The sequence below is a fragment of the Citrobacter sp. RHB21-C05 genome, from assembly GCF_013889015.1.
Taxonomy (GTDB): domain Bacteria; phylum Pseudomonadota; class Gammaproteobacteria; order Enterobacterales; family Enterobacteriaceae; genus Citrobacter_A; species Citrobacter_A sedlakii.
On sequence record NZ_CP057611.1, the window covers coordinates 1,209,154 to 1,223,062 of the forward strand.

The 13,909-nt window shown below is 56.8% G+C and carries 13 protein-coding genes; 5 read left to right on the top strand and 8 right to left on the bottom strand.

Annotation, left to right across the window (positions count from 1 at the left end; genetic code table 11):
• The first annotated feature begins 55 nt into the window (after positions 1-55).
• A complete protein-coding gene (locus HVX72_RS05810) occupies positions 56-1,195 on the top strand; it encodes a 3-phenylpropionate MFS transporter (protein WP_181822747.1) in 1,140 nt (379 codons plus the stop codon).
• On the opposite strand, the gene csiE is transcribed toward HVX72_RS05810, so the two are convergent.
• The 7 genes from csiE to HVX72_RS05845 form a co-directional block, all read right to left on the bottom strand.
• On the bottom strand, positions 1,187-2,467 hold the full coding sequence (gene csiE, locus HVX72_RS05815; RefSeq protein WP_181822748.1) for a stationary phase inducible protein CsiE: 1,281 nt from the start codon (positions 2,465-2,467) through the stop codon (positions 1,187-1,189). The genes HVX72_RS05810 and csiE overlap by 9 nt on opposite strands.
• A 223-nt stretch (positions 2,468-2,690) precedes the next feature.
• Positions 2,691-3,290, bottom strand: a complete 600-nt coding sequence (locus HVX72_RS05820; protein WP_181822749.1) for an SIS domain-containing protein — start codon at positions 3,288-3,290, stop codon at positions 2,691-2,693.
• Complete coding sequence (locus tag HVX72_RS05825) at positions 3,287-4,924, bottom strand: FGGY-family carbohydrate kinase (RefSeq protein ID WP_042291448.1); 1,638 nt, start codon at positions 4,922-4,924, stop codon at positions 3,287-3,289. Before HVX72_RS05825 ends, HVX72_RS05820 begins: the two co-directional genes overlap by 4 nt.
• 16 nt (positions 4,925-4,940) lie before the next feature.
• On the bottom strand, positions 4,941-5,894 hold the full coding sequence (locus tag HVX72_RS05830) for an ABC transporter permease (protein ID WP_060570489.1): 954 nt from the start codon (positions 5,892-5,894) through the stop codon (positions 4,941-4,943).
• A gap of 1 nt (position 5,895) precedes the next feature.
• A complete protein-coding gene (locus HVX72_RS05835; RefSeq protein ID WP_042291441.1) occupies positions 5,896-6,885 on the bottom strand; it encodes an ABC transporter permease in 990 nt (329 codons plus the stop codon).
• Positions 6,878-8,386: a sugar ABC transporter ATP-binding protein gene (locus HVX72_RS05840; protein ID WP_181822750.1), complete on the bottom strand. Its 1,509-nt coding sequence runs from the start codon at positions 8,384-8,386 to the stop codon at positions 6,878-6,880. Before HVX72_RS05840 ends, HVX72_RS05835 begins: the two co-directional genes overlap by 8 nt.
• Before the next feature lie 105 nt (positions 8,387-8,491).
• Positions 8,492-9,475, bottom strand: coding sequence for an autoinducer 2 ABC transporter substrate-binding protein (locus tag HVX72_RS05845; protein WP_060570492.1), 984 nt, complete (start codon positions 9,473-9,475; stop codon positions 8,492-8,494).
• Positions 9,476-9,887: 412 nt separating this feature from the next.
• Here HVX72_RS05845 and HVX72_RS05850 point away from each other — a divergent pair, with 412 nt between their 5' ends.
• Positions 9,888-10,526, top strand: a complete 639-nt coding sequence (locus tag HVX72_RS05850; RefSeq protein ID WP_181823246.1) for a DUF1007 family protein — start codon at positions 9,888-9,890, stop codon at positions 10,524-10,526.
• Positions 10,517-11,497 carry a nickel/cobalt transporter gene (locus HVX72_RS05855; protein WP_181822751.1) on the top strand — a complete coding sequence of 327 codons (981 nt, stop codon included), beginning with the start codon at positions 10,517-10,519 and terminating at the stop codon, positions 11,495-11,497. Before HVX72_RS05850 ends, HVX72_RS05855 begins: the two co-directional genes overlap by 10 nt.
• Positions 11,498-11,529: 32 nt before the next feature.
• Here the strand turns inward: HVX72_RS05855 and suhB are convergent, their stop codons facing one another.
• Positions 11,530-12,333: an inositol-1-monophosphatase gene (gene suhB / locus HVX72_RS05860; RefSeq protein ID WP_042291430.1), complete on the bottom strand. Its 804-nt coding sequence runs from the start codon at positions 12,331-12,333 to the stop codon at positions 11,530-11,532.
• 118 nt (positions 12,334-12,451) lie between these two features.
• Here suhB and trmJ point away from each other — a divergent pair, with 118 nt between their 5' ends.
• Positions 12,452-13,183: a tRNA (cytosine(32)/uridine(32)-2'-O)-methyltransferase TrmJ gene (gene trmJ / locus HVX72_RS05865; protein WP_042291428.1), complete on the top strand. Its 732-nt coding sequence runs from the start codon at positions 12,452-12,454 to the stop codon at positions 13,181-13,183.
• Between the two features lie 207 nt (positions 13,184-13,390).
• Positions 13,391-13,882, top strand: a complete 492-nt coding sequence (gene iscR, locus HVX72_RS05870; protein WP_042291424.1) for a Fe-S cluster assembly transcriptional regulator IscR — start codon at positions 13,391-13,393, stop codon at positions 13,880-13,882.
• Positions 13,883-13,909 lie beyond the last annotated feature (27 nt).

The window sequence follows — 13,909 nt, forward strand, 5'->3', positions numbered from 1 at the left end:
GCTTGCGTCAGCCTGCGTTTATCGCCAGACTATCGCCTCCAAACGGGAGGGAATCATGGTCTTGCACTCCACGCGCTGGCTGGCGCTCGGTTACTTCACCTATTTTTTTAGCTACGGTATTTTCTTACCTTTCTGGAGCGTCTGGCTTAATGGCGCCGGGTTAACCCCCGAAACCATCGGTTTGCTGCTGGGCGCCGGACTGATCGCCCGTTTTCTTGGCAGCCTGTTGATTGCCCCCCGGGTCAGCGACCCGTCGCGGTTGATTTCAGCGCTGCGCATCCTGGCGTTGCTGACGCTGGTGCTCGCGCTGGCATTCTGGGCGGGCACCCACGTGGCGTGGCTGATGGTCGTGATGGTCGGCTTTAACCTTTTTTTCTCCCCGCTGGTGCCGTTAACCGATGCGCTGGCAAACACCTGGCAAAAACAGATCACGATGGACTATGGCCGGGTGCGTCTGTGGGGGTCAGTCGCCTTTGTGATCGGCTCGGCGCTAACCGGTAAACTCGTGAGTCTGTTTGATTATCGGGCGATTCTGGTAATGCTCACCCTGGGGATTGCATCCATGCTGCTCGGTATGCTGCTGCGTCCGAGCGTGCCGCCGCAGGGAGAAAGCCGCCAGCAGGAGAGCGCCGGATGGCCGGCGTGGCGAGCGTTGGTGACCCAGAGCTGGCGCTTTCTGGCCTGCGTCTGCCTGCTGCAAGGGGCGCATGCCGCTTATTACGGCTTTAGCGCGATTTACTGGCAGGGGGCCGGGTATTCGGCCTCGGCGGTAGGGTATTTGTGGTCGCTTGGCGTCGTGGCGGAAGTTGTCATCTTCGCCCTTAGCAAAAAGCTGTTCCGCCGCTTTAGCGCCCGCGACCTGTTGCTGCTTTCTGCCGTCTGCGGCGTGATTCGCTGGGCGCTGATGGGCTGGACCACCGCGCTGCCGTGGTTGATTGTGGCGCAGATCCTGCACTGCGGCACGTTTACCGTATGTCACCTGGCCGCGATGCGCTATATCGCCGCGCGGCAGGGGAGTGAAGTGATTCGCCTGCAGGCGGTCTATTCCGCGGTGGCGATGGGCGGCAGTATCGCCATCATGACGGTCTTTGCCGGATTCCTCTATCAGCATCTGGGCAACGGCGTGTTCTGGGTGATGGCGCTGGTGGCTCTGCCCGCGATGGCGCTGCGGCCAAAAGTAACGGCTTCAGCCTGACTCCAGCATTTTGCGGATCTGCTGTTGCTGGTGCGGCGTTAACGCCTCCGCCGCGTGTATCAGCGGCGGTGAAAACAGGGGCAGCGGCGTGGTGTAAGGCGTGACGATCAGCGCGACGCCGCGCGGCGACCCTTCCTGCTGAAATGTCCGCATCGGCACCGGTTTGATATTTAACGGCAGTAGCGTCAGTTCGCGAAGCTGCTGTTCTATCTGCTGCTCCAGCATGCGGTTATCGCCGGTCAGTAAGAGGATCTGCTTTTCGTGTAGATCATTTTCCTGCATCAACCACGCGCCGAAAATCACCGCCACCAGACCCGTCTCTTCTTCGGAAAACGCAACGCCGTATTCCTCTTCAAAACCGCGCAGAGCCTCGCGGGTGGTGCGCATCAGGCGCGGATAAAGACGCGCGAATTCATCCGGCAGGGTGTTATCAATACCGATCGAGAACAGACTGCGGTTCAGCGCCTGGGCAAGGTGAATGTATAACTGATCGTTCAGCCCTTGTTCATCGTTGAACCGCACCGCGCCCAGTTCGCGAAAGCGCAGCACCAGACGGGCGATGGCCAGCCGTAGCCGCCGGTTTTGCTGATGGTTGTCGCGGATCGGATCGGGCAGGCGCACCATCGAAAACAGCAGCGCCATAAACAGCGACTCCGTGAGCGGCGCATCCTGTCGCACGCGTCGCTGCCAGTGGCGCCCAATTTCCTGGGCGAGCTGATATTCGGCGCATGTTTGCACCCAGCGCTGCTGGATCGGATTAAATTCCGGCGCAATGCCCGCGTGATGTTGCAAAAGGCAATATTGCAAATAGAGGCGTAAAAACTGCACGTCGCGACTCTCGAACGGCTTTTGCAGACGGCGGGCGCAGAGGTTGATCAGCGCGTGAAGGTTGGTGTCATCGTAGAGCGTGCGCAGGATCCCCCGCTGCTTCAGCTCGCGCTTGAGGGCGGGCGAGAAGTGCTGGGAAATAAAATGGGGGCATAACCGTAAGCCGCGTCTCAGCCAGTGCAGCAGGCAGAGGCGCTGATCGAGCGCTGTACCTTCGATCCGGTAGCAACCGTCAGGGCCAGAAATGATGCTCAGTCGATGATAGCGCTGGATCTCGCGTCCCGTTTCGGTGACATCTTCGCGGGCAAGCCCATCATCGACGCCATTAAGCGCGCTGAATGTTTCCGCGGTGGCAATTTGCCCTGGCTGGAAAAGCGTCAGCAAAACCTGGCAACGGCGCTGGGGAGCAGAAAGTACAGATGGCGGAGCAAGCGTTGGCATCATCTGTCGAACCTCCCGAATGTATGTTTGATAAGAATAGCTAAAGTTTTTCCATAATAATTACGAATGAAATGCTTTAGGTCAGGATTGCTGAGGAAGGTCACAGAATTTTTCACGTACAGGGCGTCAGGAAGGAGTGAAACGCAGCACCTGAAGCGCATTTTTTGCTTTTTTATCGTTCGGTTGTCTGAAAGACGCCCCGCCGATGCCGGCGGAGCGGGAAACGCTAACGCGTCTGGCGTAACGTTAATCCAACGTCGCCACCGGGATGCACCGACAACAGCGTCTCTTTTGAGTAACCACTTTCGCTCATCAGGCAGGCGCAGGCGGCGTCGAAAATGGCGATGACCAGCATAATCGAAGTGGTCGCCAGCATGTTTAGCGGGTCGGCTTCACGCTTAACGCCTGTTGAAATCACCAGCCGGGCGGCGCGGGCGATGGCGGAGTCAGCGTTTTCGGTGACGCTGATAATCGGTACATTTTTCGCTGCGAGTCCTGGCAGCAGGCGCGTTAGCTCATCTGAGTTCCCGCCGCGAGAGATCATAATGACCAGATCGTCCGCGTCCAAAAAACCCAGGTCGCCGTGCGCGGCGTCGGTGGCGTTAAGGTAGATCGCCGGACGTTCAACGCAGGCCAGCATATGGGCGATTTTTCGCGCTGCGATGCCGGAGGTGCCGACGCCCGTGACGGCGATTTTCCCCCGGCAAGTGCGTAGTGCCGCCATTAACGCCTGCCACTGCGCCTCGCTCAGATGATCGGCCAGTCCGGCCAGCGCCTCGCTATACAGCGTCCAGGTGGCGGTGGCCTGTTGCCATGCGCGGCTCATGACGCCGCCTGCATCAGTTGGCGGTACTTCATATGATCCTGATACATTTCATGAAACACCTGATATTTACGGTCGTAATACTGTTTGATGCGGTTGGTCTGCGGGGTCACCGTTTTGCCAATCCGGCTCATCGCCGACATCGCTTCCGGGAAGCTTTCAAAAACGCCCGCCGCGATCGTGCCCATCATGGCGCCGCCCAACAGCATCGCCTCGCTCTCTTCCGGCAGCAGCATCGCGCAGCCGGTGGCGTTAGCGTGTTCCTGCACGAAGACGGGATTCTTGGTGCCGCCACCGCTGGCCATAATGGTGTCGATACTGTAACCGCTCTGGTTCATGGTCTCGATGATATGGCGTGTTCCCAACGCGATGGCCTGAATGGTGGCCAGATACTGTAGCGCCATATCTTCCGGAGTCCGCGATAGTTTCAGCCCGCTTATCGCCCCGGTGAGGGTGGGGTTGGCGCGCGGCGAACGGTTACCGTGGAAGTAGGGGAGAATATGTATATCGCGGGTTAAAAAGGCGATGTTCTCCGGCTCGCCCGCCATTTTTCGCAGCAGCGCGTTGAGCACTTCATAGATAGTTTGGTCCTGCGACGTAGCCTGCGCCAGCAGCGTTTCGTAGCACGGGTGTGACTGAATAATATGATCGATTAACGCGCCGGTGGCGGATTGTCCGCCTTCGTTAAGCCAGTATTCCGGTAGCACCGCTGAGTAGTACGGTCCCCAGACGCCGCTGATAAAGCGCGGTTCTTTAGAGATCGCCATATGGCCGGTCGAGGTGCCGCCAATCAGGGCGATCCGGCGATCGAAATCGGCCACATCGCCCGACACGCCGCTGGCGCCCAGGGTGCCGAGCGTACCGGCATGGGCGTCGATGATCGACACGCTCACCGCCGTGCCCGGAATCAGTCCCATTTCGCTGGCGGCGCGCTGGCTCAGACCGTGACCCAACGGTTCGCCCATCGTTTTAACATAGCGGCCAATTTTGGCGGCATCGTGTTCCAGCAGATCTTCAAGGCCAATTTCGCGGAAATAGCTGGCATCCCATTTGTCCTCGTGGCCCATATAGGTCCACTTGCAGACCGTGGAGCACAATGAACGGGTGTCGTCGCCGGTGGCGCGCCAGGTCAGGAAATCAGGCAAATCAAAATAATAGCCCGCGTTGGCCCAGGTGTTCGGCATGTGCTGTTTCAGCCACAGCAGCTTTGGGGTTTGCATTTCCGGTGAGATAATACCGCCAACGTAGTCCAGCACGCGGTGGTGCAGGGCGTTGATGCGTTCCGCCTGGGTGATGGCGCGGTGATCCATCCAGACAATTATATTCTGCTCGCTGCGCCCCGACGGGCTAACGGTCAGCGGTTGTCCCTCTTTGTCGAGCACCACCAACGAACAGGTCGCGTCAAAGCCTAACCCCTTGACCTGAATAGGGTTGATATCTGACTGATTAATGGCATCGCGAACGGCGTTGCACACCGCCTGCCAGATATTGTCTGACGACTGTTCGACGAAATCGGCCTGCGGACGATAAATCTCAATCGCACGGCTGGCTTGTCCAACCATTCTGCCGTTGAGATCAAACACCCCTGCGCGGGCGCTACCGGTTCCTACATCCACACCAATAAAATAACTCGCCATCATTTTTCTCCTGAAATCAGGCTTTACGATTCTGTAATGCGATAAAGAGGATGAGCACCGCGCCCCAGAGCGCCATGGTCAGATAGCTACTGATCCCCAGCAAATTAAAGCCGCTCTCCAGCATTTGCAGCACCACCAGCGCCAGCACCAGGCCGATAATGCGCCCAAAGCCGCCGTCCGGGTTAATGCCGCCCAGCACTGAGGCGAGAATGGTCACCAGCAGGTACGACTCGCCGTAGCCGGCTTTCGCCGAATTGAACTTGGCCATCATCAAGATGGCCGCCACCCAGCCGAGCAGAGCGGAAATGACATAGACCGAGATTTGCACCCGCACTGTATTCACGCCGCTGTAGCGGGTCGCCTGCTCGTTGGAGCCCATCAGATAAAGACTGCGCCCCAACGTGGTGTGCTCCAGCAAAACCCATAGCAGGACGGCAACCAGCAGGAACAGCAGCAGGGCGACGGGAATACCGGCGACAGTGGCGTTACCGAGATACTGAATCGCTGTCGGGAAACCAGAAATTACCGTGCCGTTGGAAAGTAGAATGTTCAACCCGGAGATCAGCGTCATGGTACCGAGCGTCGCCAGGATGGGTGAGACGCCGACCCAGGCGATGAGCGCCCCGTTTACGACACCGATCGCTACGGCCACCGCTGCGCCCGCCAGCAGCGCCAGCGCCAGAAACAGCGGGTTATCCGGTTGACTGACGATGATCGCCGCCATGACCAGCGAACAGGCGTTAGCGCCCGCGATAATCGACAGGTTGATGCCGCCAGTAAGCATGGTCATCCCCATGCCAAGCGCCAGCATACCGAGGATCGGCAACTGCGAGCCTATGGACTGGAAATTGGCGGCGCTGAAAAAACGGCTTCCCAGCAGCGCGGAAAAGATCACGGCAACGACAATAATAATGACGCACTGCAGGCGAATGATGGCATCACCGGGTAAAACGCGTGCTATCGTTTTCATCTTAGAGCTCCCTTGCCAGTTTGCGTTTTTCGTTCCAGGCCGTCGCGCTGATGCTGACCAGGATGATGGCGCCGCTGAAAACGGTGTGCCAGTAAGATGAGACGCCCAGCAGCGTCAGGCCGTTTTGCAAAAAGGCCAACAGGATCACCCCGAGCAGCGTACCGGTCAGCGTGCCGCGTCCGCCGCTCATGCTGGTGCCGCCGAGCACTACTGCCGCCAGCACAGTGAGTTCGAAACCGAGCAGCGAGTTTGGCGCTACCGACTGGGTGATTTGCGCCTGCACCACCGCCGCGACGCCCGCCAGAATTCCCATGTAGCCGTAAACGTAGAAATGCAGCTTCAGCAGATTCATACCGAGGCGCGAGGCCGCGTCGCGGTTGCCGCCCATCGCGTAAATTTGTCGGCCCAGGCGGGTAAAGTTCATCAGCACGGCGGTAAAGACAATCACTGCCGCCAGGCACAACAATGGCAGGGTTAGCCCGTAGTCATAACCGTCGGCGGCGGTGAACGAAAACCAGTTAATGCCGTTCATAAACCAGTCCGGGAAGCCGTACAGCCAGGTGCCTTTGGTGGCGTAAACCAGCAGACCGTAATAGACGTTAAGCGTGGCGATGGTAATGATGATCGCCGGTACGCGCAGCCAGTAAACGAGAAAGCCGTTGAGCAAGCCGAGCAGCAGCCCGACGACGCAGGCCAGCGCCAGGGCCAGCAGAAAGTTGCCGCCGTGGGCAATAACCCAGCTTGCCATCGCATACTGCGCAATGGCGGTCATCGCCGGAAACGAAATATCGATACCGCCGGAGATCAGCACCACAAACAGCCCGCAGGCGAGGATGCCGAGGATCGCGTAGCTGGTGGCGACATCCGTCAGGTTACCTAACGACAGAAATTCATCGGTTTTGATGCTCAGCCCGACCGCCAGCGCAATCACCAGCAGGCCGAGCCAAAATTCATGGTGTCCCGCTAAGCGGGAGAGACGATTATTATTCATGGATGACCTCTACCACCTCGGCAATATCCTGTTCAGAGCAGCGATGCGGGTTAAACTCCGCCACCAGCTTTCCGCGACGCATCACCAGCACGCGATGGCTGTTGTAATAGGCTTCCGGGATCTCATCGCAAATCATCAGCACCGCCATTCCCTGCTCCGCCAGGTTGCGGGCGATCTGGTAGATCCCTTCTTTATTGGCGATATCCACGCCCACGGTGGGCGAATCGAGGATCAGAATCCGTGGGTTGGTCGCCACCCATTTGGCAATGGCGATACGCTGGGCGTTTCCGCCGGACAGCGTTTTTACCGGCAGTTGCGGATCGGAAACCTTAATGTTCAGTTCACGGATCAGTCCGGCGACCTGTTTTTGCGCGTGGCGATGGTCCAGCAGACCGCTGCGCGTATGCAGTTTGTCGTAAACCGTGACGATGGTGTTGTCATAGATCGACTGATCCATGATAAGCCCTTGCGTCAGGCGATCCTCCGAGACATAGCCGATCCCATGCCGGATAGCATCCTGGTTATTACGCAGCCGGACCGGCTGACCGTTGATCCGAATTTCACCGCTTTCCGGCTGGGTCATGCCAAACAGGCTCAGGCACAGCTCGGTGCGCCCGGCGCCCAGTAACCCGACAATCGACACGATTTCGCCGCTGCGCAGCGACAAATTGATGTCCTGATATTTTCCACGACGGCTCAGGTTGCGTAGCTCAAGCAGGGGTTCTTGCTCAGGCGACGGTTTTTCCGGGAGCGGGCTGTAATGAAAGCGCTGGCCGGTCATCAGGAACGCCAGCTCGTGGCTGTCGAGCTCGCTTGCCGGATACGTGCCCACCAGCTTGCCGTCACGCATGACGCTGATGCGGTCCGCCACTTCCATCACTTCATCAAGCCGGTGGCTGACAAACACCACGCAGATGCCATCTGCCTTAAGTTCGTTTACCACCCGCAGCAGGCCGTTAACCTCCTGGCGGGTCAACGAAGCGGTAGGTTCATCCATAATGACCAGCCGCGCTTCGGCGGCAATGGCGCGGCAAATAGCCACCAGTTGGCGGTCGGCAATCGACAGCTTTTCGACTTTTTTGTCCGGATCGATGGACACGCCAATGCGCCGCATTGCCGCCAGCGCCTGTTGTTTCATTGCGCCGCGGCGTACCCAGATATCGCCGCCGGGTAGGTAGCGGTTGACGGCAATGTTCTCTGCCACGCTGAAGTTGGGGAACAGGGATAAATCCTGATAGATCACCTGGATGCCATAATGTGAAGAGAGCTGCGGAGAAAGATGGTGGAACAGTTTTCCATCCAACTGGATCTGCGCCCCTTTTTCCGGCTGATAAACGCCCGAAATCACTTTAATGATGGTGCTTTTTCCGCAGCCGTTCTGTCCTGCCAGGCAGTGAACTTCGCCTTTTTTCAGCGTCAGATTCACGTTATCCAGCGCCAGCACGCCCGGGAATTGCTTGCTGATATTCTCAAGAGTGATAAATGCGGTGGTGTCTGTCATGGACAATACCCCTGCGAGCGCCCCGAAGGGCGCTAAGTGTTAATTTTTATTGATAGCGCCGTTCAGACGAACGGCGTTGGGTTTCCCTGGTGTTGGCAAAAAGCCTTAGAAACCGAGCGATTGTGCGTTGTCTTTGGTGACTTCGAGGATCTTATTAAAGCGAATCACTTTCTTTTCCATGTCGACATCGGCTTTCCCTAAACCGTCGATGGTCAGATCCGGCGTCACCTCTTTGCCCTGCAGCAGTTGATCGGCGACCGTGACCAGCGCGTAACCAGCGTCTTTCGGATCCCACAACATCGCTTTCTTGATATCACCGCGCATCAGATACGGCGCGGCCTGTGCTGGCATCGCGATCCCAACCACGGCGATTTTATCTTTCGCCCGTTTTTTCTGTACCGCCTGGCCTGCGCCGATCGGACCCAGCGAGCCAAACCCGATAACGCCTTTCATCTGCGGGTAGGTTTTCATCAGATCCAGCGTTGTGGCGTAGGATTTATCGATGCTCTCCGCCACCGGCAGGCGCGAAGTCACTTCAAACATGTCAGGGTATTTTTCTTTCTGGTACTTAATGGCGTAATCGGCCCAGGCGTTGTGCAACGGTACGGTCAGCGAACCAACGTAAATGGCGTAGCCGCCTTTTCCACCCATGTTTTTCGCCAGTTCGTCAACGTTCGCCTGCGCGTACTTCTCGCTGTCGATGGTTTCAATATCCCACTGACCGATCTGCTGGTCAGGTGACTCGTGGGTCAGGACGACAATCCCCTTATCGCGCGCTTTCTTCAGAACCGGCTCAAGGACTTTCGCGTCATTCGGGACCACAATGATCGCGTTCACGTTCTTGGCAATCAGATCTTCAATCACTTTCACTTGCTGCGCCGGATCGGGCGTTGACGGACCGGTCTGGTAAGCGTTGACGTCGAGCTTTTTCGCCGCTTCATTGACGCCGGTTTCCATGCGGTTGAACCATGGAATCCCCGTCACTTTTGCAACCACAGCGATTTCATATTTTTCTGCCGCAAAGGACGTGCCGGACAACATGCATGCAGAAACCAGAGTGGCACTGAGTAATGCGAGTTTGAATTTCATTGTTGTTCCTTTTGTAGGGACCAGAGCATGTCACGCCACGAGATTAGCAACGAAGGGAAGAGGCAATGAATCATAAGTTTGCTAAATGTGATCAATGCCCTTAATTGTTATTTTTTGGATAATATAAGGTTAAATTAATATTTAATTTGGAGTGAGTTAGCCTTTGGCAGAGACAGTTTGTGTTATTTTTTAGTGTTATTGAAACTATTCATTAACATTTATGCATCATATTGCCGTTGGCGAAGCAAAATTTGGCGTTGGCGTGTTGAACAACGCGGCAGGAAAATATCAAAAATGAGAACTGAATCGAGACACGAAATCCGCGCCCAATTTTACAGATTTCTTTGCTATCCTCTCGGTCAGTTTCGCCACGCTGGTTTTTCGTGGCTTGTAGCCGAATTGAGAGGTAATGATGCCACTGGTTAAACGCAGCGCGCTGGCGTGCCTGATGTTTTTTATGACCTCTATGGCGGTGGCGCATCCTCATAGCTTTATCCGCCTGAAAACAGAAACGGTGAGTGAGGATGGTCGGCTGATCGCGTTAAAAATGCGCTGGACGATGGATGAGTTAACCTCAGCCGACCTGCTTTACGACGCGGGGGAGGCGAAACCCGGCTCGGAAGTCTGGAAGAAACTGGCGGCGGAAGTGATGGCGAACGTGCTGGGACAGCATTATTTCACCGAAATGTGGCATAACGGGCAGCGGGTGAAATTTAAAAATCGTCCCACGGAATACGGTATGGCGCGTGAAGCCCATCAGGCTGTACTGACGTTTACTCTGCCACTCGCTGAACCGCAGTCGCTGAGCGGGCAAACCTTTACCTTTTCTACTTTCGATCCCAGCTATTACGTCGATATGAGTTATGAAGAAGACAGTGACGCCACGCTCTCTCCGGCGATGGCAACGCAGTGCGACATTGCCATGCATACCCCGACCCCCAGCGAAGAATCCCTGAAATTTGCCCAGTCGCTGGATAAAGCGGACGCGCCGCCGGAAGATATGGAACTGGGTAAACAATTTGCGCAGAAGGTCACCCTGAGATGTCGGTAATGTCACCCACTCGTCTTCCTTCACGCCGCTGGATGGCTCTTTGGCCGCTGGCGCTGTTTTTATTGCTGGCTACCGTGGGCGGCGTCTGGCTCTGGCAGGCATGGCCGCAGGTGATGATTAAAAGCGTGCTCTGGCAGCGGGAAGTTAATCAGCAGATGGGCGTTTTGCTGAAGACCGTTGCCGCGAATCCGGCACAAGCGGGCGGCTCGCTGCTGCTGTTCAGCTTTTTGTATGGCGTGCTGCATGCGCTGGGGCCGGGGCATGGCAAGGTGGTGATCGCGACCTGGCTGGCGACCCATCCTTCTAAGCTGAAATCGAGTATCGGCCTGACGCTGGCATCCTCGCTATTGCAAGGGCTGGTGGCGATTGGACTGGTGGTGCTGGTGCTTGGCGTGCTACAGCTTCCGGCAAGGCAACTCCATTTGAGCAGTTTCTGGCTCGAAAAGGGCAGTTACGCATTGGTCGGCGTCCTCGGGCTCCTGCTCTGCTGGCGGGCGTTGAAAAAGCTGCGCGCGCTGCTGCGTAAGCCCAAATTCATCGCCTTCACGCCGCACCATACGCATCATGAAAACTGCGGCTGCGGGCATCAGCATTTACCGGATCCGCAGCAGCTAAGCAACGATGACGACTGGCGCGCCCGGCTGATGATTATTCTGTCAATGGGGATGCGTCCCTGTTCCGGCGCAATCATGGTACTGCTGTTCAGCAAAGTCATCGGCGTTTTTTACTGGGGAATGGCCTCGGCGCTGGCGATGGCGGCAGGGACATCGCTCACTATTACATCGCTGGCGCTGCTGGTGCACAGCTTCCGGACGCTGGCGGCCAGACTGAGCGGCAACAGTGCGCCGGTATTGTGGCGGCAGGTAGGATGGTTGACGCTGGCATTAGCCGGAGGGACGTTCTTAATGATTGCTGCGGTGGTGATGTGGGTGAGTGCGGCGCCGACGGGAAGGGGCCTGAGGTCGTTTTGAATAAATGCCGGAGGCGGGCTCCGGCATTTTGCTTAACGCTTCAGCGCGTCGCTCAGTTCGTCACGCATGCTGGCCAGCATCGCTTTCACTACGCGCGGGTTACCCGCCACGATGTTGCCGGTCGTCATGTAGTTATGGCCGCCGGTGAAGTCGCATACCAGCGCGCCCGCTTCACGGGCGATCAGCTCGCCTGCGGCGAAATCCCACGGACGCAGGCCGATTTCGAAATAACCGTCAACGCGCGCGGCGGCAACATAGGCCAGATCCAGCGCGGCGGAGCCGGTGCGGCGGAAGTCAGCGCACTCGGTAAACATTTTGCCGAGGATATTCATGTAAGAGGTGGCGTGCTGTTTCGCTTTGAACGGGAACCCGGTAGCGATGATGGTGCCATCCAGGTCGCGCGCGTTGCTACCGCGCAGACGGTAACCGTTCAGTTGCGCGCCCTGACCGCGGGTGGCGGTGAACAGTTCATTGCGCATCGGATCGTAAACCACGGCGACTTCGGTACGGCCTTTAATGCGGACCGCAATTGATACCGCGAAGTGCGGCAGACGTTTAACGAAGTTGGTCGTGCCATCCAGTGGATCGATAACCCATTGAACATCCTGATCGGTACCTTCATGTTCACCGCTTTCTTCGGTGATGATGGTGTGCTGTGGGTAAGATTTGCGGATCGTTTCGATAATAATCGCTTCTGCGGCTTTATCGACGTTGGTCACGAAATCATTGCTGCCTTTCTGGCTGGTTTCTACTGAGTCAGGCGTTTCGTAGTGTTTGGCAATTACATTACCCGCCTTGCGCGCTGCGCGCACGGCGATGGTCAGCATCGGATGCATCGGTCTCTCTCACTGGATGTTAAAGAACGGGAAAACGGCGCAGAGTATAGCAGCGAGATCGGAATATGTCTCCGGTTTATGATAATATGGCCGAATAATCTTTAGACGAAGAAAGACAATGCTGCAAAATATTCGAATTGTGCTGGTCGAAACCTCCCACACCGGCAATATGGGGTCTGTCGCCCGCGCGATGAAAACAATGGGGTTAACCAATCTGTGGCTGGTGAATCCGCTGGTGAAGCCGGATTCCCAGGCAATTGCGCTGGCGGCCGGGGCCAGCGATGTGATCGGCAACGCGCAGATCGTCGACACGCTCGACGAGGCGCTTGCCGGATGCAGCCTGGTGGTCGGCACCAGCGCGCGTTCGCGCACGCTGCCGTGGCCAATGCTTGACCCGCGCGAATGCGGTCTGAAAAGCGTGGCGGAAGCGGCGAATACGCCGGTGGCGCTGGTGTTTGGTCGTGAACGCGTCGGCCTGACCAATGATGAACTGCAAAAATGCCATTACCATGTCGCGATTGCCGCTAATCCGGAATACAGCTCGCTGAACCTGGCAATGGCGGTGCAGGTTATCGCCTATGAAGTCCGCATGGCCTGGCTGGCGACGCAGGAAAACCCGGACGCCGCGGAGCATGAAGAAACGCCATACCCGCTGGTTGACGATCTGGAGCGTTTTTACGGTCACCTGGAGCAAACGTTGCTTTCAACAGGTTTTATCCGTGAGAACCATCCGGGGCAGGTGATGAACAAACTGCGCCGTCTGTTTACCCGTGCGCGTCCGGAGAGCCAGGAGCTGAACATTCTGCGCGGTATGCTGGCGTCGATTGAGCAGTTAAAGAAAGAGAAGTAAGCCAGGCCGAAGGCACATACCGTAAGCCGGATAAGCGGAGCGCCATCCGGCAGGTGAAAACGGCACTGAAGGTTAAATACCTGACTAAAACAGTCAAGTAAATAGTTGACCAATTTACTCAGGAATGTCAGACTTGGCCCTGCTATGCAATACCCCCATTTTACAATAAAAACCCCGGGCAGGGGCGAGTTTGAGGTTAAGTAAGACATGAGACTGACATCTAAAGGGCGTTATGCCGTGACCGCAATGTTGGACGTTGCGCTCAACTCCGAAGCGGGCCCGGTACCGTTGGCTGATATTTCCGAGCGTCAGGGTATTTCCCTTTCTTATCTGGAACAGCTGTTCTCCCGTTTGCGTAAAAATGGTCTGGTCTCCAGCGTACGTGGACCAGGCGGTGGTTATCTGCTGGGTAAAGATGCCGGCAGTATTGCAGTAGGTGAAGTGATCAGCGCTGTTGACGAGTCGGTGGATGCGACCCGTTGCCAGGGCAAAGGCGGCTGTCAGGGCGGCGATAAGTGCCTGACTCACGCGCTGTGGCGCGATCTCAGCGACCGCCTGACCGGTTTCCTTAACAACATTACGTTGGGCGAACTGGTGAATAATCAGGAAGTCCTGGATGTGTCCGATCGTCAGCACACCCATGACGCACCGCGCACGAATCGTGCTCAAGACGCGATCGACGTTAAATTACGCGCGTAGTAAGTAGTAAAACGTATTTCAGAATCA

Bases quoted from the DNA above. Each gene is read 5' to 3' on its own strand.
- HVX72_RS05810 (WP_181822747.1), top strand. From the start codon at position 56: ATGGTCTTGCACTCCACGCGCTGGCTGGCGCTCGGTTACTTCACCTAT.
- csiE (WP_181822748.1), bottom strand. From the start codon at position 2,467: ATGATGCCAACGCTTGCTCCGCCATCTGTACTTTCTGCTCCCCAGCGC.
- HVX72_RS05820 (WP_181822749.1), bottom strand. From the start codon at position 3,290: ATGAGCCGCGCATGGCAACAGGCCACCGCCACCTGGACGCTGTATAGC.
- HVX72_RS05825 (WP_042291448.1), bottom strand. From the start codon at position 4,924: ATGGCGAGTTATTTTATTGGTGTGGATGTAGGAACCGGTAGCGCCCGC.
- HVX72_RS05830 (WP_060570489.1), bottom strand. From the start codon at position 5,894: ATGAAAACGATAGCACGCGTTTTACCCGGTGATGCCATCATTCGCCTG.
- HVX72_RS05835 (WP_042291441.1), bottom strand. From the start codon at position 6,885: ATGAATAATAATCGTCTCTCCCGCTTAGCGGGACACCATGAATTTTGG.
- HVX72_RS05840 (WP_181822750.1), bottom strand. From the start codon at position 8,386: ATGACAGACACCACCGCATTTATCACTCTTGAGAATATCAGCAAGCAA.
- HVX72_RS05845 (WP_060570492.1), bottom strand. From the start codon at position 9,475: ATGAAATTCAAACTCGCATTACTCAGTGCCACTCTGGTTTCTGCATGC.
- HVX72_RS05850 (WP_181823246.1), top strand. From the start codon at position 9,888: ATGCCACTGGTTAAACGCAGCGCGCTGGCGTGCCTGATGTTTTTTATG.
- HVX72_RS05855 (WP_181822751.1), top strand. From the start codon at position 10,517: ATGTCGGTAATGTCACCCACTCGTCTTCCTTCACGCCGCTGGATGGCT.
- suhB (WP_042291430.1), bottom strand. From the start codon at position 12,333: ATGCATCCGATGCTGACCATCGCCGTGCGCGCAGCGCGCAAGGCGGGT.
- trmJ (WP_042291428.1), top strand. From the start codon at position 12,452: ATGCTGCAAAATATTCGAATTGTGCTGGTCGAAACCTCCCACACCGGC.
- iscR (WP_042291424.1), top strand. From the start codon at position 13,391: ATGAGACTGACATCTAAAGGGCGTTATGCCGTGACCGCAATGTTGGAC.